General features: G+C 36.5%; 25 protein-coding genes. 1 reads left to right on the forward strand and 24 read right to left on the reverse strand.

Annotation, left to right across the window (positions count from 1 at the left end; translation table 11 throughout):
- Window positions 1–256: 256 nt before the first annotated feature.
- On the forward strand, window positions 257–1,153 hold the full coding sequence (locus ACW2QC_RS07825) for a LysR family transcriptional regulator (RefSeq protein ID WP_457543428.1): 897 nt from the start codon (window positions 257–259) through the stop codon (window positions 1,151–1,153).
- A 64-nt stretch (window positions 1,154–1,217) separates the two neighbouring features.
- Here the strand turns inward: ACW2QC_RS07825 and ACW2QC_RS07830 are convergent, their stop codons facing one another.
- The 24 genes from ACW2QC_RS07830 to phoU all read right to left on the reverse strand — a co-directional run bounded on the left by ACW2QC_RS07830 (window position 1,218) and on the right by phoU (window position 22,149).
- The gene (locus tag ACW2QC_RS07830; RefSeq protein WP_457543429.1) at window positions 1,218–2,672 is read right to left on the reverse strand and encodes a DHA2 family efflux MFS transporter permease subunit; all 1,455 of its coding nucleotides are present in this window, start codon (window positions 2,670–2,672) and stop codon (window positions 1,218–1,220) included.
- A gap of 815 nt (window positions 2,673–3,487) precedes the next feature.
- Window positions 3,488–5,302 (reverse strand): oligoendopeptidase F, encoded by a 1,815-nt coding sequence (pepF, locus tag ACW2QC_RS07835; RefSeq protein WP_457543430.1) that lies wholly within the window; start codon window positions 5,300–5,302, stop codon window positions 3,488–3,490.
- 92 nt (window positions 5,303–5,394) lie between these two features.
- Window positions 5,395–6,585, reverse strand: coding sequence for a competence protein CoiA (locus ACW2QC_RS07840; protein ID WP_457543431.1), 1,191 nt, complete (start codon window positions 6,583–6,585; stop codon window positions 5,395–5,397).
- Window positions 6,586–6,736: 151 nt separating this feature from the next.
- Window positions 6,737–7,438 carry an adaptor protein MecA gene (gene mecA, locus ACW2QC_RS07845; RefSeq protein ID WP_457543432.1) on the reverse strand — a complete coding sequence of 234 codons (702 nt, stop codon included), beginning with the start codon at window positions 7,436–7,438 and terminating at the stop codon, window positions 6,737–6,739.
- A 436-nt stretch (window positions 7,439–7,874) separates the two neighbouring features.
- The gene (spxA, locus tag ACW2QC_RS07850; RefSeq protein ID WP_457543433.1) at window positions 7,875–8,270 is read right to left on the reverse strand and encodes a transcriptional regulator SpxA; all 396 of its coding nucleotides are present in this window, start codon (window positions 8,268–8,270) and stop codon (window positions 7,875–7,877) included.
- 545 nt (window positions 8,271–8,815) lie between these two features.
- Entirely contained in the window at window positions 8,816–9,403 is a 588-nt protein-coding gene (locus tag ACW2QC_RS07855; RefSeq protein WP_457543434.1) for a GNAT family N-acetyltransferase, read from the reverse strand.
- Between the two features lie 152 nt (window positions 9,404–9,555).
- Window positions 9,556–10,758, reverse strand: a complete 1,203-nt coding sequence (locus tag ACW2QC_RS07860; RefSeq protein ID WP_457543435.1) for a putative glycoside hydrolase — start codon at window positions 10,756–10,758, stop codon at window positions 9,556–9,558.
- A gap of 258 nt (window positions 10,759–11,016) precedes the next feature.
- Window positions 11,017–12,096 carry a sensor histidine kinase gene (locus ACW2QC_RS07865; protein ID WP_457543436.1) on the reverse strand — a complete coding sequence of 360 codons (1,080 nt, stop codon included), beginning with the start codon at window positions 12,094–12,096 and terminating at the stop codon, window positions 11,017–11,019.
- A complete protein-coding gene (locus ACW2QC_RS07870; protein WP_457543437.1) occupies window positions 12,089–12,772 on the reverse strand; it encodes a response regulator transcription factor in 684 nt (227 codons plus the stop codon). The genes ACW2QC_RS07865 and ACW2QC_RS07870 overlap by 8 nt, the downstream gene beginning before the upstream one ends.
- 38 nt (window positions 12,773–12,810) lie before the next feature.
- Window positions 12,811–13,035: a TlpA family protein disulfide reductase gene (locus tag ACW2QC_RS07875; RefSeq protein WP_457543438.1), complete on the reverse strand. Its 225-nt coding sequence runs from the start codon at window positions 13,033–13,035 to the stop codon at window positions 12,811–12,813.
- 52 nt (window positions 13,036–13,087) lie between these two features.
- Entirely contained in the window at window positions 13,088–13,681 is a 594-nt protein-coding gene (locus tag ACW2QC_RS07880; RefSeq protein WP_457543439.1) for a peroxiredoxin family protein, read from the reverse strand.
- A gap of 18 nt (window positions 13,682–13,699) precedes the next feature.
- Entirely contained in the window at window positions 13,700–14,458 is a 759-nt protein-coding gene (locus tag ACW2QC_RS07885; RefSeq protein ID WP_457543440.1) for a cytochrome c biogenesis CcdA family protein, read from the reverse strand.
- Window positions 14,445–15,107 carry a hypothetical protein gene (locus tag ACW2QC_RS07890; RefSeq protein WP_457543441.1) on the reverse strand — a complete coding sequence of 221 codons (663 nt, stop codon included), beginning with the start codon at window positions 15,105–15,107 and terminating at the stop codon, window positions 14,445–14,447. The genes ACW2QC_RS07885 and ACW2QC_RS07890 overlap by 14 nt, the downstream gene beginning before the upstream one ends.
- A gap of 193 nt (window positions 15,108–15,300) precedes the next feature.
- Entirely contained in the window at window positions 15,301–15,684 is a 384-nt protein-coding gene (locus ACW2QC_RS07895; protein WP_457543442.1) for a DUF302 domain-containing protein, read from the reverse strand.
- A 44-nt stretch (window positions 15,685–15,728) separates the two neighbouring features.
- Window positions 15,729–16,613, reverse strand: a complete 885-nt coding sequence (locus ACW2QC_RS07900; protein WP_457543443.1) for a methyltransferase domain-containing protein — start codon at window positions 16,611–16,613, stop codon at window positions 15,729–15,731.
- 17 nt (window positions 16,614–16,630) lie between these two features.
- A complete protein-coding gene (locus ACW2QC_RS07905) occupies window positions 16,631–16,990 on the reverse strand; it encodes a rhodanese-like domain-containing protein (protein WP_457543444.1) in 360 nt (119 codons plus the stop codon).
- Window positions 16,991–17,023: 33 nt separating this feature from the next.
- On the reverse strand, window positions 17,024–17,797 hold the full coding sequence (locus ACW2QC_RS07910) for a sulfite exporter TauE/SafE family protein (protein WP_457543582.1): 774 nt from the start codon (window positions 17,795–17,797) through the stop codon (window positions 17,024–17,026).
- Between the two features lie 59 nt (window positions 17,798–17,856).
- Window positions 17,857–18,084, reverse strand: a complete 228-nt coding sequence (locus ACW2QC_RS07915; RefSeq protein WP_457543445.1) for a sulfurtransferase TusA family protein — start codon at window positions 18,082–18,084, stop codon at window positions 17,857–17,859.
- 86 nt (window positions 18,085–18,170) lie between these two features.
- Window positions 18,171–19,301, reverse strand: coding sequence for an MBL fold metallo-hydrolase (locus tag ACW2QC_RS07920; RefSeq protein ID WP_457543446.1), 1,131 nt, complete (start codon window positions 19,299–19,301; stop codon window positions 18,171–18,173).
- Window positions 19,302–19,318: 17 nt separating this feature from the next.
- Window positions 19,319–19,717, reverse strand: a complete 399-nt coding sequence (locus ACW2QC_RS07925) for a DsrE/DsrF/DrsH-like family protein (RefSeq protein ID WP_457543447.1) — start codon at window positions 19,715–19,717, stop codon at window positions 19,319–19,321.
- Between the two features lie 21 nt (window positions 19,718–19,738).
- Complete coding sequence (locus tag ACW2QC_RS07930; protein ID WP_457543448.1) at window positions 19,739–20,311, reverse strand: rhodanese-like domain-containing protein; 573 nt, start codon at window positions 20,309–20,311, stop codon at window positions 19,739–19,741.
- A gap of 11 nt (window positions 20,312–20,322) precedes the next feature.
- Entirely contained in the window at window positions 20,323–20,622 is a 300-nt protein-coding gene (locus ACW2QC_RS07935; RefSeq protein ID WP_457543449.1) for a rhodanese-like domain-containing protein, read from the reverse strand.
- A 106-nt stretch (window positions 20,623–20,728) separates the two neighbouring features.
- Complete coding sequence (locus ACW2QC_RS07940; RefSeq protein ID WP_457543450.1) at window positions 20,729–20,989, reverse strand: metal-sensitive transcriptional regulator; 261 nt, start codon at window positions 20,987–20,989, stop codon at window positions 20,729–20,731.
- Window positions 20,990–21,492: 503 nt separating this feature from the next.
- Complete coding sequence (phoU, locus tag ACW2QC_RS07945) at window positions 21,493–22,149, reverse strand: phosphate signaling complex protein PhoU (protein WP_457543451.1); 657 nt, start codon at window positions 22,147–22,149, stop codon at window positions 21,493–21,495.
- Window positions 22,150–22,151 lie beyond the last annotated feature (2 nt).

Consider the following 22,151-nt stretch of genomic DNA (forward strand, 5'->3'; position numbering starts at 1 on the left):
TTTATGGCCCGGGTTTCCCCTTCTTCCGCCCGAGTGCAGGCATTTATGGCCCGAGTCTCAATAAAATACAGCCTTTCACAAAATTATTAAGCGCCATCTTAAAAGACCTCACCTCCCAAAGGTAATAACCAATCTAGATTCAGAGTTTTCATTATATTCACTATTGAAAAGGTTATCATAATCGTTTACAATATGTGAAATATCTATTTACTTGGCAAAGTATATGTTAAAAATATAAAAGCAGGGGGAAAATGGAATGGATATGAGACAATTGCGTTATTTTTACACAATTGCTTCTGAAGGACAAATAACTCGCGCTGCAAAAAAACTTCATATGGCTCAACCACCATTAAGTCAAACGTTAAAAATGCTTGAGGATGAATTAGGTGTAACGTTACTCGAACGTAATGGAAGAAAAATGGAATTAACAGAAGCGGGGATCGTTTTATACAAAAAAGCGGAAAACCTCTTCCATTCTCTGAATGAAGCTGTCGTGGAAGTAAAAGAAACAGGAAAAGGAATTAAAGGAAGACTGTCGATCGGCTGTGTGAAATCATGTTTTTCTTTCATCCCAGAACGAATAAGTAAATTTCGCGAACAGTATCCGAATGTTACCTTTGAATTAAGAGAAGGTGATTCTTACCGTCTAGCCGAACAATTATATAGTCGGAATATTGATCTCGCAGTTGTCCGTTTGCCGCTGGAAATGAAAGCGTTTTCCCATATTTCTTTACCTAACGAGAATTACGTTGTCATATTTCCAGAAAATTGGGTTGGCGAAAATTCTAAATCAACTATCTCCATGAAAGAATTAGCGAAAACACCGCTATTGTTATTACACCGAATTAGTGGGGTGGGACAGTATGAGGTTATCATCGATCAGTTTAAAAAGCATAATTTAAAACCAAATGTCATTTGTGAATGTCCTGATGCTGATATGATTTTAGAGCTTGTTATGGAGGAAATTGGGGCAACGATAATACCAGAATCTGCTGTTTCTAAGCTTCATAACCGTGGTATAAAAGTATTAAAAATTGAAGATGCGACGATTGTTTCTAAATCATCCGTTATATGGTTAAAAGATCGTTATCTTTCAAAGAGCGCCCATCGATTTATAGATTTATTCCATAATGAAGCGAAACAGACCACTTAATACTATAAAAAAATCGTGCTATAAAGTACCCTTCTGAGAATACCCCATAGCACGATTCGTGAAGCTATCTTTCCGGAACCGGTTGATTCTTTGCACTCGATTGGATTTTATTAGGATCCCCAGCACTTGGACGAGAGTTTTTAATAAAGAATGCTAATACGAGTGCAATAACCGCGAATACACCTGCAACGATAAATGATACGTTTACGCCGTGTATAAATCCTTGAACACCTTCTTCAGGTATTGCACTATTTGTCATAACAGTTACAAGTAAAGCTGTTCCAACCGCACCTGCTACCTGTCTCATAGTGTTGTTCATTGCTGTACCATGTGGGATTAAATCTGTTGGCAATTGATTCAATCCAGCTGTTGTAACAGGCATCATGACCATGGAAATACCAAACATTCGGATCGCATTAACCGTCGCTATATACGTAAATGTTGTTTCCACCGTCATGTCAGCGAACATGAATGTTGTAACAACAACAATAATTAATCCGATAATTGCAAGCCATTTTGCACCAAACTTATCAAATAATCTTCCGGTAATTGGGTTCATTACCCCCATTAAAGCCGCACCTGGTAACAGAGCTAAGCCAGATTCGAACGCAGTAAACCCGAGCATATTTTGCATAAGTAATGGTAAAACGACCGCTGCACCGATCATGGCAATAAATACGACCATTCCAAGAATCGTTGTTAATGTGAATATTTTATTTTTAAATACCCTGAATTCCAAGATTGGTTGTTCCAGTTTCATCTGTCTCAGGATAAACCACGTCAACGCTAATGCGCCAATAATCATAGAAATAACGACCTGTGAACTGCCCCATCCACTATTTCCTGCTGTACTAAATCCATAAAGCAAACCGCCAAATCCTAAAGTGGATAAGATAATGGATAAAATATCAAGCTTCGGAAATGTCTGATCGGTAATGTTTTTGAGCATAAAATAAGCAACAATAATATCGATGATAATAATTGGCAAAATGATATAAAATAAGCTTCTCCATGGAAATTGTTCAACCATCCAGCCTGATAGTGTTGGACCTATTGCTGGCGCAAAAGCAATTACTAACCCAAACATTCCCATCGCTGTTCCACGTTTTTCAATTGGAAAGATCAGGAATAAAATGGTTTGCATCAATGGCATAATAATACCTGCACCCGCAGCTTGAAGAACTCGTCCCACCATCAATAGAGAAAAAGTTGGTGCAATGGAACAAATTGCGGTACCTAAAGCAAATACACCCATTGCGGTAAGAAACAGCCCTCTAGTGGTAAAACGTCCAATCAAAAACGCTGTAATCGGAATCATGATACCATTAACAAGCATAAATATGGACTGCAGCCATTGAGCAACGTTTGCATCCAAATCTAAATCACTCATAATATGTGGCAGAGCTGTCGCTAAAAGTGTCTGATTCAAAATAGCAACAAAAGCCCCCGAAATTAATACAATCATTATTGGGATTTTGTTGATTTCTCCAGATTGTGATGGAGTTTGACTATTAGCCATAATCTTCCTTCTTTCTATTTAAAAAATTTATAACCTTATCGTTTCCCAGTAAGCATTTTTTATTAATTTATAGCGAGCCTACCGTTGGAAATATTCCCTATATTCTTCCTTCTGAAAAAGTAACATATAATACCTTACCATAATCAAACGATAACGAAAAGAAATAAAGATGGATTTTTTATTTCTTTTCGTTATCTATTTTTTAAATAGAATCAAGTTTATCACTTTAGAGATTTTGAACAATCTCTAAAACACAAAAAAGAAAAGGACATACGGGGCAGCGTATATCCTTTTCTTCTCATCACTTTGTATATAACAAAGGGGGATGGGAGAAAGTTCATGGTCAAACAAAGGGGTTTTGTTTGTTATTTATTTCACATTTATACTATAGCAATAATAACATTGATATTCAATAAGTTTGTTCATTATTTCACAGAACTGTCACACTTTCTGTATATTTATCCTTCTAAGTCAACTATCCTCCACATATGATTTATTAACATAGCTGTTGATTGGAGGGCTAACGGTGCACGATATTCTCCCATTTTTATTTTTGATTATGACGATCGTTTCTTTTTTTCTTACGATCCTTGGTCTGATGAAATTAATCCCTCTTTTTATTTCCTTGCCATTATTATTTATATCAATTTATTTGACCATTTTTACGTTTACCCATAAACGTGTATTCCGGGGAATGAGGTAACTATGATGGATCGGTCAAACCGGATTTGAGCTACCGAATTAAGTTTCTAAGTGATTCACTACGCCGGCTTAAATAAAAGCCGCTCCACTGGTATGTGGGGCGGCTTTTCGTTTTATCCTAACAGCAATTTTTCCATTTCGTTCAATTTTTCTTCAAAAACATTTAAGGCGTCTAGAATTGGTTGTTTGGATGTCATGTCAACACCAGCTTGTTTCAATACTTCAATTGGATAATCACTGCTGCCCGCTTTTAGAAATTTATTAATGTAACGATCGACCGCTCCTTCATCACCAGAGAGGATTTGATTAGCTAATGCAGTTGCAGCAGAATAGCCTGTTGCATATTGATAGACATAATAATCCATATAAAAATGTGGAATCCTTGCCCATTCTAATCCAATTTCTTCATCAGAAACAACATCATCACCGAAGTACTTTTTATTTAACGCATAATAAATCTCGGTTAATTTATCAGCAGTTAATGCTTCTCCATTTTGCATGCGTACATGGATATCATGTTCAAACTCAGCAAACATCGTCTGACGGAATAACGTACCACGGAAGCCTTCAAGAAAATGATTTAACAAATACAATTTTTGCTGTTCATCATCAGAATGCTTTAACATATAGTCATTTAATAATGCTTCATTACATGTTGATGCTACTTCCGCGACGAAAATTGAATAGTTTCCATAACGAAATGGTTGCGCTTTTCTTGTGTAATAGCTATGAACAGAATGGCCTAATTCATGTGCCAATGTGAACAGATCGTTTACATTGTCCTGCCAATTTAATAAAATATATGGATGTGTTCCATAAGCACCAGATGAATATGCTCCACTGCGCTTTCCTTTATTTTCTTCCACATCGATCCAACGATTTTCATAACCTTCTTTTAAAATAGAAACATATTCCTCACCTAGTGGCGCTAATCCTTTTAACACATATTCCTGCGCTTGTTCATATGGGATTTCCATATCCACATCTTTGACAAGCGGGGTGTACATGTCATACATATGCAGTTCATCAAGATCGAGCACCTTTTTACGTAGTGCGGCATAACGGTGCAATAATGGTAATTTTTCATTTACTGCTTCAACCAAATTATCATATACCTGTTCATCGATTTTATTACTATCTAGTGCAGCTTGTCTTGCCGAATCATAATGACGGACTTTCGCATAAAAGTTATCCTTTTTTACTGTACCAGTCAATGTTGAAGCAAATGTATGCTTATATTTTCCGTATGTTTCATACATTTTTTTAAATGCTTCTTCACGCACACGGCGGTCTTTCGATTCCAAAAATCCGATGAAACGACCATGTGTAAGATCAACTTCTTCACCTTTTTCATTCGTAATGCTTGGAAAAGTTAAATCAGCATTGTTCAACATGCCAAATGTTTGGGAAGCACTGTCCATTGGCTCAGATGCTTCTGCAAGCAATGCCTCTTCTTGTTGACTTAATATATGTGGACGTTGCCGTGTAATCTCATCTAACGTATGTTGGTATTCTTGTAGTTCTTTCTTTTCTTCTAGAAATCCTTTCAATGTTGCTTCATCCATCGCAAGAATTTCAGGAACAATAAAACTCATCGAACTAGAAGCTATCGTTAATACATTTTCTGCTTTTGCATTGATTTCTTGGTAGAAGGAATTCGTTGTGTCCTCATCATAACGCATATGTGCATACGTAAATAATTTACCAAGACGCATTGACAAATCATCTTGTAATTTCAGTAAATCATACAGGTTTTGTGCCGATTCGGAAAGTTTCCCTTTGTATTCTTCTACTTTTGGAATATCATTTTTTAAGCGTTGTAATTCCTCTTCCCAAACATCATCCGTTGCAAAAATATCTTCCAATTTCCATTTGCGTTCTTCAGGTATTTCACTTCTTTTTGGTAGTTCTTTTGTACCTTTAGCCAATTACAGTTCCTCCTTTATAATCCTCACATTACACTTTCGATAGAAAACCTACATTTTCCTCTATTTATTTAGTATAACGAATTCAACCTAAATCATGCTTGTATTTTGATTGAATTGTTTGTTTTTAATTCGTTAACTATATGATTATCCTCTTCTAGTGCAGTTTCTAACGTTTGATGAAACTGAAAATTAGTTTGCTTAATAAAATGTTGTGAAGACTTTTGTTTGAGGATATTCAGTTGCGCTAACAAAAAAAGATAGTGCCGAATTGGATTGTTATCAGTTTTTATTAACGGAAAATTGGATAGGGGGATCGTCTGGCTTCTTAGGAAATGATAACAGGACTGAAGTGAAATGTGTCCACCTATTGGAAGTGGTTTCAGTAGATCAAGACAAAGACGGCTTTGCCAATCCCATAATGGTACCCGCATTTGGAATTGTGCCACAACCGGTAAATAGATAACTGATGGAAGGTGCTCCACGTGGGTCTGCTTTAAATAAAGCCATTGTTGCCAGGCTAGCTCCCGCCCATACAGACGATTTCTCGGTCGTAAGCGGAATCGCCGTTTTTCTTTTTTCCATATTGTATATAGTTGTTGCTTGGGTAATAGATATTGGTGAAAAAGATCGGTAAATACTATATTCTGGAGTGAATGGAACGATAGCTTTCCTACTGCCTGCTGAGTTGTTGTTACATGAATGTCTTGGAAAAATGTGAATTGCATTGTGTTTGGACAGAAGAAAAATAAAGATAGGGATGTATCTGGTGTAAACTGATGCATAAGATGGCTCAAAAACTGATCTACTTTAATGCTATACGCATTTTGTCGTTTAAAATGATTGGCACCAACGATCCAAATGGGCGTAATTCCAGCCCGTCTATAACCTGTCGTTCGTTTTTGAATAATATCAGCATCTATTCTGGCACATTGAAACTCAATTGCTATTGTTTTACGGTTAATCGTTACAAGCAGATCGGGACGTTGTCTAATATCTGGCAAAAACTCCTCCAACTTTACATCAAGTTGTTGATGTTTAAACCATTGGTACAGAAGAAATTTTCCTTTTTCATGATAACCACTTTCCCCGCTTTCCAGTGAGGTACAATTCACCTTCTGCCGATGAGCAAAATGGGGAATCATCTTCATACCTGCCTTAATAATTACGCTATCGTCACATACTGGGCAGAAAAATTGCTTATGAGCTTTATGAAATGCAATTTCTTCTTTTGATAATGAAGCAAGTGTAATGAATTTGCCATCTTTAGTTTTAGCTTGCAACATATAATCAAAATCACCTCCTTCTTTGTCCTATTCGACAAAAAGAGGTAGATTCCTGCAAAAAAATAAAATAAAAAACCTGCAATACTATGCTTGCAGGCCCTCTGATATTTGCTTATGGTGACATGTCTAATGCTCCCCTATGAATACATCCCTATCGTTGAGCTGGAAAATAAGCTTTCACTTGAGAAAATGTGTCATTTGCAAACACCTTTTCCCCATATTCTTCTAGAAAATGAATGGTGACATCTGAATCATTACCGAACTCAAGCACTTGGCTAATCATGTCCTCTTGATTATCATCATCTAATTCATCTTGAGAAAATTCCATGTACAAATAATAGGTATCCTTATAGTGGAATAAACTATTTTCTTCAATACCTGTAGAACTGTCTTGGAAATAATGACTCAACTGAATAACATCCTCGAAGTCCTGAAAGCTTACAACCAATGATAAATTACCATCATCAGATTCCTCTTCAGATTTTCTGGCAATATTATTTGTACTACTTTTTCCAAATTTATCGTCTAAGATATTTTCAATTTTTTCATCAACAGATAAGTCAATTGTTTTCCCATCTTCTGCAGGGAGCTCAATATTATCGCCATTTTTGGAAATCTGTGCTTTTGTAACAATGATCTCTAATCCTTTTTCCAATGCTTGCACTTGAATCCATAATGGACCGTCAACATTAAAATCTTCTTTATAATTTACTTCATCCATCATTTGCCAAAATAATTGTTCGCTACGTTCGCGGTTATACCAAATTTCTTCCCGCTCAAATCCGCGATCTTCAATATCAATATAAGAAATATAAAATTTTACCGTATTCTCATTTATACGTTCTATTTCCATTTCATTTCTCTCCCTTCTAAAGAAAAACGTCCAATGGTCGTTTTTCGTTACTTTAAACTGCAAAGCTTTAACTATTTTTAAATAGTTAGGTGGAAGAGATAACTTCACCTGATATTCATTACTATTTATTACCCTTTGCAAAATAACCCTAACCATTCATTCCTAGTTTATATCTATATCATTATTGTATGACAGAACAACACATTTTGAAAATTTAAATGCCTATAATATTTAATTAAATATGATAACTGATTTCATTTAAATTGTCACTACCCTTTTTTCATTTGAAAAATTGTGAAGCACATTCACAACATATACATTTGTACATCGAGACCCAATCGTATCTGTTTTAAAAATAAGAAGAATAAAAGCGCAGATCAACAACAAAGGATCTGCGCTTTTATTTTTGTATCAACGTTCTACATGAATAGACCGATTAGTTTACCATTCGTTGAGCTTCATGCAGTTGCAACGTGCGAACTGTTCGTGGTAAGAACCGACGAATTTCATCTTCATTATATCCAACTTGCAAACGTTTTTCATCCAAAATAATTGGTCTGCGTAACAATCCAGGATTTAGTTGAATTAATTTGAATAAATCTTTCATTGGCATTTGATCAATATTTACATCTAATTTTTGAAAAACTTTAGAGCGGGTTGAAATTATCTCATCAGTCCCATCTTCTGTCATTCGCAATATTTCTTTGATCTCATCCAATGATAATGGCTCAGAAAATATATTTCGTTCTGTAAAAGGTATTTCCTGTTTTTCTAGCCATGCTTTTGCTTTTCTGCAAGATGTACAACTTGGTGAGGTATAAAGTGTTACCATGAAACTTCACTCCTCATTTCTAAAATTTAAAGAAATTATTATAGTCGAACCAGCGTATATCTGAACCCTAAAAATGCCACGTCCAGCTCCAGTACCCAGCGACTAGTAGTCAACACCCGCCTCCGTACGATAAGTCAACATCAGTTCGCTCCTAGCTCACTGTGTTTCCTTTATCTCCTACGGCAAGAATGTTCGGTAAAGATCGCTGCTTTGTGCAGCACACCGAACCACCCGTGTTGCACGGGCGCAGTCCATACGCCGCTAAACGGCTACTTCCGCTTTTGTTCATTGTATGGTCATTTCATAAACTTTTGAACAACTTATCAGATTAAAATAAGTTTAAATAACCTATATGTATAAGTATACTACAATTGTCAAGCAAAAGGTAGAGTATTTCCTAGAAAAATCAACTAAAATTCAAATGTTCACGAAATGTTTATATTTATGTATAAGATACCCTAGTTTATTTTCAATTAAACATCTTATTTGAAAAAATTTAGAATTTAGAGGGTCACCCCTTGAGGCAAAACTCAAGGGGGACCTCCCTAAGCTTTTTCTTTTATTCCATTAAAAATATTATCTGATTCTCGATCCTCATCATAGCTTAGCACTTCCTCAACAGGTTGATAAGCTTTGCCATATATCTCTTCATCTTTATACGTATGAATGTCTTCATACATTTTTTTCATTTTCTCATAAATCATTTCTTCTGATTCGTTATCTGGAGACCAAAACAGAATTTCCATTGGAGTTTCTTCATTTGTAGCAAGTGATCGGCGATTATAACCGATGGACTGGGCGTGGGTAAATCCTTCTCTTTGATAAAAATGAAGTCTTTTCTCAGTATCAGAATCGTCGTAATCAACAGGTTCAACTTCTAAGATAATTGGTTTATTTTTCTCTTTAAGTTTCTCAATCATTTTATGTCCAATTCCTTGACCTCTTGATTTTGCTGAAACCCAAAGATAATCAATAAACAAAAATTTATCGAACTCTGCGAACATTAGAACGTGATAGGGACCTTCATCCTTATAATATACGTCTCCTTTTTCCTTTAGCAGCATTTCCATATGCTCCTTGGATTTCATTTCTTCTACTGGAAAGTACTCGTTTAATTTTTCATACCAATTCATTGATCTACTCCTTTTTTTTACGTCTTTTCTATTATAACGAAAATTTCCCATTTTGTTAAATTCACGTGAATAAAAGCACCATGCCTAGTATACCCACAGTACATTATTTTAAAACGAGGTCTGTCACCAGCATTGGGGGACAGACCTCGTTTTCAAGGTGTATAATCTACATTTCCTGTGTACGAATTCCCAGCATTCCAGATCAAAAATTCGTTAATGTCATTTTCTTGTAATGCTTTAATTTGTGCCTCTACTTCTGCTTTCCCATATTGGGTAGGAGCACCATCATACAACCATGGCGCTTCAAAGTCTTGAATCCATGGTCTTGAGATTGGTGGATTATCCAGCTTCCCAAGCACTTCATTTTCCACTTTTGCATATTCTGTCACCAATTTATATGGATGTTTATCTGGGAAATCGATCCCAAAATAGGATGTCCAGTGACTTGGATAAATCATCGATGAAATAACATCGACATTGTAAGCGATTTTTGAAAAATTTTGCCCGATTCCCGGTGCTTCAGGAATGGTTGCAGAATAGCCAAAAATATCAACGCCGACTTTTACATCGTAATACTCCAGTTCTTCTTTTGCATATGATACAAAATCCGTGACGGCTTGAACACGGCGTTGAACATTTTTTATGTCCGAGTTTTTGTAGTCCCCTTGGCTATAGTCCAGCTCCTCATCGTAATGTTCAAATCCTTCTGGAAACCGGACATAATCGAATTGAATTTCCTGAAAACCTAATTCTGCAGCCTTTTTTGCAAGCTTTACGTTGTATTCCCATACTTCTTTTTTAAATGGGTTAACGAAAGCTTCTCCTTTTCCATTCGTCCAAACCTTACCATTCTTTTTAAAGGATAAGTCGGGGCGTTTTTCCGCTAAAACCGAATCTTTAAAAACAACAATCCTCGCAATTGGATAAATTCCTTTTTCCTCAAGTGTTTCTAGCATTTTACGTGGTTCGTCAATATAATTTTGGGCAATATCTTCATATGGAGAGCCTTTTTCTGGTTTATATGTAATGTTCCCATGATCTTCCTTGATATCAATTACCATTGTGTTCAAATCAGTGGAATCAATTAATTTCACCAGTGAGTCAAATCGGCTTCCCCCAGCAGATGGTCCTGTAACATAGACGCCCCGGACGGCATCAGGATAAGTAAAATCCAAACCTGAATCATATGTAAACCGTTTGAAATGTTTCGTTGTGTCAATTTGTTCTACATTTGTCGTATTCGTAGCGTGTGAGTGAGCAATTTGTACTTCCTTTCCGCTGCTAACGGTTGGGATACTTAGCCCAAGTATGAGAATCCCGATAGCTGTTACATTCTTTAATTGTCCTCTCCACATAATAATCAATCCCCTATTTCCTGCAGTCTATGAATCTAGTATAAAGGAAAACGTTGCATATTTGAACGGATTTTCAGCGATTTTGTCGAATTTTTTTGTGATTCCCTTTCTTTATTGAGAACGTTTGTGCAAAGTGATCTAGCCTTCTTTATTATGAAAAAAACCGGCTCTATTATACAATATGCCGGAGAATCCTTTTTCATTTATGGAAATAAGTAAATTATCCTAAATTGTCCTGGGAGCAAATGCTACTTTAAGTTACACCAATGGCAAGGTAAACCAAAAAGTATGATAATGACCATTGGATCTGATTCCAATTTTACCGTTATGGTGGTCGACAATTTCCTTTGAAATAGCAAGTCCCAATCCTGTTCCTCCTGTATCACGTGCCCGAGAAGGGTCAACTCGATAAAACCGTTCAAAGATTCTATTTTGTTCTGATAATGGAATGATTTGACCTGGTCCGGAGATGGAAACCCTATATTCTGTGTTTGAATTTTCACCGGTAACTGTAATTGGTCCAGTTCCCTGATAATAACGAATAGCATTATCAATTAAATTACTGATAACTTGTGGAATTCCTCCATCATATACATTTACGATACCTGGATCAGTATGAACATTCACTTTGATTCCAGCATTCTTCCATGACCAGTGAAACATCTCAATTGTTTGCTCCACTAACATGGCCATTTCCAGAGGCTCTTTTTGGGAAAATGTTTGTTTGGATAAATAATCCCATTCTTTCAGTTGTTCAAGTTGCTCGACCAAACTAATAAGCCTTTTTAATTCTTCATGAAGTGACTGGTATAGTTGTCTATCACCTGAAATCACCCCACTTTTTAACGCATTAAGGTAACCGTTTAAATTTGACAAAGGAGTGCGGAGTTCATGTGACAAGTCTGACACAAGCTTTTGCCGGTATTGTTGATTGTTTTTTAATTGCTCAACTAAATCATTGAAATGATTAATCAATTGCCCTGTCTCATCATCCGATTTGACCGCTAATGGATTAGGGTATTGTCCTTGTTTCATTCGCTTAGTAGACTCAATCAACTCCCTTATTGGGCGTATCAGTTTTTTTGTTAAATAAAAATGGATTAGACTACCGATTACGATTGCGGATATGCTAAATATCCACAAATATTGAAAAAGCGTTGAATCAAACTGACCCTGCTTTCGACCACCCACTGTTCCCAATCCATCTGCCAAAAAGCAAGCTGTGTTATAGATCGCCCAGCTACTAAGTGCAATAAAGGAACCAATAATGATAATATTGGTAAATGTTAATTGCCACAAAATTTGCTTTGGAAACAATATCTTTCTATGCTTATTCATCGACAAATTTATACCCCATTCCACGAACTGTATGAATACGTTTAGGGGAGGCGGGATTTTCCTCAATCTTTCTCCGCAGCTTTTTGATATGTGCATCAATTGTACGATCCAATACCGTTTTATCAGCGTACGGATAAAGTTGCTGAATAAGTTCCTCCCTTGAAATAACAACATTCGGATTCTCCATAAAGTGGTAAAGTAGATTGAATTCATGTTTTGTCAAATTCAATTGCTTATCAAACAGCATAACCTCACCTTTTCGTGGTTTTATACATAATCCACGATAGGTTATCTTTTGGCAATATTGTCCTGTTCTTCGCAAAACAGCCTCAACATGCGCTACTAATTCATCCGGGTCAAATGGCTTAGTCACGTAATCATCCGCTCCAATTTTTAGCCCGTTAATTTTATCTGTTGTACTAGTTTTAGCAGATAACATAATGATGGATACTTCATTACGCTCCTGTTCCCTAACCCATGTACAAAAATCCTCTCCACTTAACTTAGGAAGCATTAAATCAAGCACAATTAAACATGGGTGATACGTTAAAAAGGTATCCTTTGCCATTTCCCCATCAGTAGCCTCTACTACATGGAATCCTTCTTTCTTCAAATAAATATGGACGAGATCACGGATCATTTTATCATCTTCCACCACTAAAATGGTTTGTTTCATTTCAAACACCTCTACTTCATTGTAAGTAAAATGAAGTCTTAATTCATCTTTTCTAACTTCTGAACCATCATCTCATAATGGATTGCGCCAAATGCCTTATTTCTAATAATACCCTCTGAATCAATCATGAAAGATGTTGGAATTGGTCGAATTGCATACCTATTCGCTACCTCAATATTTTCATCTAGTAAGATTGGAAAGGTTAGACCAAACTCCTTCACGAAGTCTCTAATTTTCTGCATGCTCTGCTCTGTTTGCGTCAAATTCCTCCCTATACCATTCCCTCTAATAAACTGGATTGAATACAAATTTTCATTATTCTATTTTTGCCAATTCTTGTGCCATGAGATCGTAATTCATCGCGCCCATTGCTATGAATTGGATACGACCATTAGAATCAATCATATAAGAGGTTGGATATGCTCGAACTTGATAAGTAGTCGAAACCTTAGAATTTGTATCCTTTAACACGGGAAAAGTCATTTCAAATTCTTCTACAAAATTCTTTACATCTCCTTCACTTTTTTCTGATTCTGTCAAATTTACTGCTAAAATAGTTACATCCTTTTTATCATAAAGTTTTTGCAAGTCGGGGATTTCCGCTCTACATGGCGGACACCAAGTAGCCCAAAAATTGACCAAGACCCGTTCACCTTTGTAATCAGATAAACGTACTGTTTCTCCATCCAGTGTTTTCAGTTCAAAATCGGGGGCAAATTCACCTTTCGCTATTCCAACACTGTCAGACTCTCTGACCTCATCCCCATTTTCTTTAGGTGGAGAGGTAATGATACCCCCGGAGATATTTTCACTGTTATCTTGTCCTGATTTATCACTTGAGATGACAAGATCATAGGTTGCGAATCCTAGCATTCCTACTATAACCACAATAAGTACTGCCTTCTTCATTTATTATGACCTCCGTTACTATCCTAATTTTGATAACCATGTATCTTTCACCAAATTAAGTAGAAATTCTGTAATTCTTGGCATTTGACCGAAGAACAAAACTAGCCCCATTATGATCATAATGACTGCGCCAATTCTCATAATTACCTGACTGTGACGTACAATCCATCTAGTCGATCCAAGGAAGAAAGTTAATACAATAAACGGTAATGCGAAACCAATTACATACATAACTGTGTAGAATATACCTTGAGTAGGGTTACTTGCAGCCAAAAGTAAGATAGATCCAAATATCGGACCGATACATGGAGTCCAGCCTGCAGCGAAACCAAGTCCAATGAAAAAAGTTCCCAAATATCCGGCCGGTTTTTTGGAATAGTGAAAACGCTTTTCTTTCATTAGTGTGGTAATATTCAGCCAACCACCAATAAATAATCCCATCACGACGATGAAAATTCCCGCGATACGTTGGATAAATAACCCAGAATCACCAAGTAGTAAATCTTGAATCCATCGCCCTAAAAATGAGGCACCGGCACCCAAGCTAATAAATACCAATGAAACTCCAAGAAGGAAGAAAATAGAATGACTTAATAGTTTGCCTCGGATTTTAGCATTCTGATTTCCTTGCAATTCTTTTACACTTATCCCGGTAATATATGATAAATAAGCCGGGAAAATAGGAAGTACACAAGGTGACAAAAAAGATAGTGCACCAGCTCCAATTGCCAAAAACATTCCGACGAACAACATTGTATCTGCTTCAATTCCACCCATTACGTTCCCTCTTTCTTCGATTCAAAATAATTAGTGAAAACAAACTTACGACAAAAAATACTCCCACAAACCACGGCGCCATTATATAGCCGAATACTGTTACAAACGGTTGGATAAATGATAGTACCAGTATTCCAGTGGTCCAACCAATTAATATCAAACAGATAAGTGTTCCAGTTGTTATATGTGCACGGATGAGAAGATAAGAAACCATAAGAACAGTAAGTAAAACGATATATCCAAACGAATATGTATTATTGTTCCAAATTAGTTGAATAAACTCGTATGTAAATGACCCTGCCAAAAACACAGGGAGAAAGGATGCTATAAATGCAAGCAGATTAATTTTTCCCCGTTTGGATTTATAAAAAAGTACGCACCCACTTAATAACACCGCCAAGTAAAAACCATGTGAACTACTCGGATAAGCCAATATTGCCAATGGATCCTTGATAAAAATAGGGAGATGTAAAATGATTTTTCCGAGCCAGATAAAGATCACGAAATTAACAAGTTGCGAGGCGAGTTCCTCTATCTGTTTCATTTTTTGTTCTTTTGTTACATCATTTAATACATAATAGAAAACAAGCCCCACGATTAAACTTAGAACAATAATCGCAATTGACATCAATTTACTAGCTACCGCCATAACCGTTCCTCCGTTTCCATCCACCATTACAATACAACGACAATATGAAAATTTGATGAAAATCCTAATAAACCATATGAAAGTGTGACAACTTTAAGACATCTGAACACAAGATTGGGGACAGCCCCTGTTACAAAAAGCTTTACTCGCTTCATGTAGCGGGTGCTATCCCCGAACCGATTTTGCACTTTATTTAAATCGCCTTATCAATGCACGCTTTTAATCTTTTTTCAATAACTTGCGCAAATTCCAAAATGGATTCATCCTCAACCATTTGGATTAATGCTGCCGGGCGTGGCATACCAACTTTTGTTTTTTCATTATCTTGATATACAATAATTTTGCAAGGTAAGAAATAACCAACAAGTTGATTTTGTGACAAAATGTGATTTGCTGCCTGTGGGTTGCACACTTCTAACACATGATAAGGTTGCTCAAAATCAAATCCTTTTTTCTGTAATGTATCCTTCATATCAAGATGCCAGAGAACACCAAACTTATCTTCTTTTAAACTTTCCTCCAATGACTCAATTGCTTCATCAATTGTTTTTGTTGTCTCAACTGTGTAATGAAACATGATAAAGTATCTCCTTTTTCATTAAATTTCCCAACAACAGGAACTTATTTTGGCATTGCTTTTACAGCATAATTTCCCGGATTCAATGAGATGACTTCTGCTTGAAAGTTATTCCTTTCAAATATTTTAGCCATTTCACTGGAAGAAATTCGATGGTGTAATGGAGGGCCTGATTCAGTTTCAACAGCCTCCCAATCAAGTAAAAGCACCTGTCCTCCTGGTTTCAAAATACGTTTTATTTCGCCAAGGGTCCTATCGACATCTGGAACTTCATGCATGACAAAAGCGATCATAACCTTGTTCATGGAGTCATCATCAAGCTTAATATGATCCAAGTCACTTGCCACATAGTGAATGTTATCAATTTCTTCTTTATCCGCATTTTCCTTCAACATCGCCAACATTTTCGGCTCAATGTCAACAGCATAAACCGATTTCGCATGCTTTGCTAAAGGTATGGCAAAATAACCATTTCCAGCCCCGAGATCAGCAACTATATCATTTGCATTTACATGTAAATATTCGATAATTTCTTCTGGTGGTAATAAAGCCCTGCGTTCCTCTCTCATGAGTGATTGTGCCTTTTCAGGGTTAAAACGTTTATCTGTCATTTTATAGCCCCTTCCTTTTTTCTCTAGTTTATCTTTCCAATCATTCATACCACCAACCATATCTTCAACATCGTAACCGTACGCATGTAAGATACCACAGGCAGCCTTACTACGGTTTCCGGATTGACAAACCACAACATACGTTTTGTTTTTGTCCAACTCATCTTTACGTATTGCAAGATGTCCAAGTGGAATATGTGTTGCACCAGGTATTTTCCCAGTGGCTAATTCATCATTTTCCCGGACATCTATTATCGTAACATTTTCGCCGTCTTTTAGTCGTTTAGCAATCTCATCTGGAGTGACTCTTTTGACCATGCCTCATTCCCCCTGTCTTATACCCAGGCACCCATACCACCTTTCACATTGGTCACCTTTTCAAATCCCTGTTTTTTCAATGCCTTTGCTGCTTTCATACTTCTCATTCCACTTTGGCAAATGACAACTACCTCTTTATTCTTATCCAATTCCTTTGATCTATTAGCCAATTCAGACAGAGGGATATTCCTAAATGGTTTACGATGATTTGCCTGGTATTCTCCCGGTGTCCGCACATCAATAAATTGAACATGTTTGTCTTGAAACTTATCTTTTACTTCTGGTACGGTAACTTGTGACACACCTTTGGCAGGCAAAAATTGCTTAATAAGGAAAGCCACTACAATGATAATGATTATCCACTGTACTATTCCCAACTTGCCACCTCCTATTATTCTTTTGTTTCTCGTTTAAATAAAAATATCAACCCAGATTTTTATTGCCGTTCCCAGAATCAAAATTGCTAAAATCCATTGTAGATATTTTGTGTTCAGTTTTTTTCCTACTGCTGCACCTAATGGAGATGCAATTAAACTGGCAACTATCACAATAATTGCAGGTATCACCAATACTTGACCTGTCAGTATTTTACTTGACGCTGAACCAATTGATGAAATAAACGTAATCGCCAATGATGATGCTATCGTAATCCTTGTTGGTATTTTTAGAACCGTCAACATAATTGGTACTAATAAAAATGCTCCCCCAGCACCAACAATACCAGCCGCTATTCCGACAATCAGAGCAATTGTTGCTGCAAACCACTGATTAAAATCGGCCTTATCAAACGTTGTATTTTCACTTTCTTTCCTGGGTAAAAACATCATAACAACAGCAATCAAGGCCAATATTCCGTATATAATATTGATGCCTGCTTCAGACATAGATGACGAGATAAATCCACCTGCAAGACTACCAACTAAAATACTTATTCCCATATAACCAATGATTGTTTTGTTTAAAAATCCGCCTTTTCTATATGCGAAAACTCCACCAATTGTTGCAAACAATACTTGAATAGCGGTAATGCCTGAAACTTCATATGCGCTAAAACTAGCTATTCCTAAAGCGGCTGGGATATACAACAGCATTGGAAAATTAACAATGGCTCCGCCAATTCCTACCATCCCAGAAATAAAGGAACCGACAAAACCAATAAGAAAAATGGTAATGATATAAATCATACTATAATCCAATGATATATCCCCCTAATGAAAGGGGACCCATATAGGTGGGTCCTCCATTATACTTTTTTTATCCAAAATTTAAGCACACCATCTTCTTCTGTATTTTTTAAAAGCTCATGTCCTAACGATTTAGCCCATGCGGTAAGATCACTTTTCGCACCTTTATCAGTCGCGTGAACTTCCAATATTTCACCAGCATTTATTTCTTCCATCGCCTTTTTTGTTTTTACAATTGGCATTGGACATGCAATCCCTTTTGCATCTAATATTTTATCTGCATTCATCTTTATGCCTCCCTGTTATTTAAAAAATATTATTGGTTTACCGACTCGTTCAACAATACAGCGCAGGGTATATATAATCGAAAAAATTATCCCTCAACCGCACAACGGTTAGGACCAGATTCCATTTCTTTTTGCTCTTCCAAATCTGGGTTCATCTTACCCATATTTGTTTTGCGAATTGTTTCATATGCATTTGGTTGTGGTGGAAGATTTTCAGTTACCATTTTCCTAAACGCAGTCGGATCGTCTACTTGAAGTCCTTTGTTTTGTTGGTAAAGATCCCCTAAACGAGCCCAGACCATACCACCTTCACTAAGTTCGTCAGCAAACGAATAATGGGCAGGTAATACAATTAAATCATCGGAAAGTTTTTTATATCGGCTATAAAGCGTATCACGGAGATCCTCTACCCAATCTTCTGCCAGACCTGCTAAGTCAGGACGACCAATTGATCTCACAAACAGAATATCCCCGGATAATAAATACGTATCATCAATGATAAATGACATACTGCCAATTGTGTGTCCAGGGGAATAGATTGGCTGTACTTGAACAGAAGTATTTCCGACAACAATATCATTTCCTTCTTCCAATGGTGTATAATCGAACATTACCTCTGTTGCATCCTTAGGTGGTAGATGATAGGAACCACCTACACTATCAGCTAGCTGCCGTCCACCAGATATATGATCAGCATGTAAGTGTGTGTCCATGACGTGTTTTATTTGCACACCACGTTCCTCAGCAAATTTTTCATAAACATCAATCATACGACTTGCATCAATTACCGCCGCTTCACCGTTTGATTCAACAAAGTATGAAAGACATCCCTTACCCAATCGGACAAATTGAAAAAGACTCCCGCCATCATGCAAATCAGCAATTTTCACAGGTCGCAAATACTCACTCCACGCTTTCATACCACCTTCCAAGCTAAATGCATGAGTAAAGCCTGCTTCTTCAAGTAAATTAGCGACCATTTCAGATGATCCGCCTTTTGCACATACAACGATGATCTCCTGATCTTTTTTTAACTTATCAGCAATTGGATCAATTCCATCCAATAAGTTAAAATACGGCTCATTGATGGTCTCAACGTTTTTACCTTCTATTTTCCAGTTATTAAATTCATCGGTATTCCGAACATCTAAAATGAATGTTTTTTCATCACAAATAAGTTGCTCTGCTAGTTTTTTAGTCGTGATTGTTTTAGACAAATCTGACTCCTCCTTGCTTAAAATGATAGTGTAATGTTGGCATCTTTTGCGAATTCAATAAATGTTGCAGCTCCGCCAACTTCAATGCCATCAATGAATGCATCTTTTTCTAAATTCATCACATCCATTGTCATCTGACACCCAATTAATTTGATCCCCAATTCTTGCGCAATACTTACCAGCTCCTCAATAGATGGAACGTTTGCTTGTTCAAATCCTTTCGCAAAGTGTTCTTTTCCTTCTGGAAGTGGAAGATTTTTGTGGCCTTCCTTATGAATCAAGTTCAATCCTTCAAACGTAAAGAAAATCCCCACCTCAGCATCAGACGCCGCTGCTGCAGTCGCCACGTTAAATACCTTATATGCGTCGAATAATGTTCCGTTTGCTGCAATAATTGCTACTTTTGTATTTGCCATTTTAAAATTCCTCCTAAGTTTTTAGTAATTTCTTTCTGTTGGTCCATCCCATTTAGCCATTCCAGGTACAACATTCTTTACATTGTTAAAGCCCTTTTTAGTCAGCTTTTGTGCAGCTAAATCACTGCGATTCCCCGTACGGCAAATGACATGTATTTCCTTATCTTTCGTAATTTCATTCAATCGGGCTTCTAGTTCCCCGAGGGGTATATTTACCGCGCCAGGTATATGACCAAAAACAAATTCAGCTGGTTCTCGAACATCGAGAATGAAAATAGATGTTCCTTCTTCTATTTTGTTGTGAAGTTCTTCCAAATCAGTAACACTTTCATGACTCGTTTCTTCTTTTGTTTCTTCATCACTTGCTTTTCGCAAATAATGCTTTAAAACATCACCATCTTCAACAGTTCCAAGGTATTGATGTCCTGTATTCTCTGCCCATGCCTTCATATCTGCGGTCGATCCTTTATCGGTTGCTTGGACTTCCATAACTTGACCAGGTTCTAAGTCCGTTATAGCTTTTTTTGTTCGAACAATTGGCATTGGGCAGGATAATCCTTTTGCATCAACTATTTCATTTGCTGTAATACCCATCTAAACTCCCCCTATTTTTCTACGTCATCTTCCCAATCAAGCATGCCGCCCGCTATATTGGTTACGTCATAACCTTGATCATGTAAAAATGCAGATGCCCTTCCACTTCTTCCTCCTGAACGACATACCATGTAATAATGTTGATTTTTATCAATTTCATCTAGACGATCAGGGAGTTGACCTAATGGGATATGGTGAGCACCCGGGATTTTACCTTGGGCCACTTCCTCATCTTCTCGAACATCAATAACGTTTATGCTCTCCCCTGTTTTTAATTTGTTTGCCAATTCCTTTGCTGTAATTTCTCTCATAATCGTTCCCTCCAATTATTTTATACTAATACCTGTATAGGTATATATTACATTTAAAAAAATAAGGTTAACAACTTTTGTGCTTAACCTATTTTTTATAACAACCTTATCTGCTTCTAACAAGTAAGTTAACTGCTTCTTTTATGAGGTCCTCAGAACTTTCGCCAACTTGTTTTTCTTCGCGAATGCATTGTTCTAGGTTCTTACTGACAATTAATGCAGCGGTGCGATCAATTGCACTTCTCACAGCAGACATTTGGGTCACAATATCTCGACATTCCTTTTCTTCTTCCATCATTTTCAACAATCCTCTAACTTGTCCTTCTATACGCTTCATTCTATTTTTCATTTGAGCATCGTATTCCATCCGAAGACACCCCTTTCCTTTATTTAGTATGAAAGTAATGATAACTTTATGGAACTTAAGGCCATTGGTTAATTTGTTTAACCTCATGTCAATATAATATACCCTCATAGGTATTTTTGTCAACTTAATCTGTTCGTAAAAGTTAATGATTTAAAATCAATTTAGTAAAAACATTTTATATCAGAAAGACTCTTAAGTACATTATTATAGAGTTTACTATAAAGTAAATGGCTATTCTTCGCGTTTATATTTAGAATGACCACTAAATATTTTATGATTTAACCGGCTTATTTTCACATTAAACATGGTATGCTATAAGTAACCTTTAACAAGTGGTGATGAGAAATGAAAAGAATAAACATAAAGCAGGATAACAACGGTGGCACTACGGTTCATGTATCACGGACCTGACATCTAAAAAAATGAATTATAACCCAACCAAAAGTTATAGGTCATAATCCATTATCATAAATCATATTTAAGCGACGGCAATCCTTTAGATATTAATTCAACTCAAATAACTCGCCTTTAACAAGATATATAATACTTTCACCAACATTAGTTGCATGGTCAGCAATTCGTTCAATGTATCTTGCACTAAAAGCCATCTGCATAATATGCTGAACCTTGCGTGGATTCGCGGCTGTTTCTTCTAACATCTCTCTAATCACTTCGCCGTACATATTATCAACTAAATCATCCATATCTGCTAACTTCCGTGCCAAAGTAATATCCTCAATTTCATAAGCCTTGATTGTTAAGTCAATCATATCAATAGCTTTCTTTTTCATCTCATTTAACGCAGGGTAAATTTCGATACCGTGATCTTCACCAAGGTGTATCGTTGCTTTGGCAATATTTTTTGCATTGTCAGCCATCCGTTCTAAATCAGATGAAATACGGATAGCTACAATCAATCTTCTCAAATCTGTTGCTACTGGTTGTTGCTTGGCGATCAGAAGTATTGCCTCATCATTGATTTTTTTATCTAATTTATCTAGCCGTTTATCGTCTTCCATCACTTGATTGGCCTTTTTTACGTCTTGATTATATAAAGCATCCACAGCTTCCATTAATAAGTTTTCCGCACCCTTTGCAAGTTCAATAATTCTGTCTTTCATTTTATTTAATTCCATTTCAAATTGTTCTCTTGGAGCCATAT

The organism is Virgibacillus sp. FSP13, from assembly GCF_054048505.1.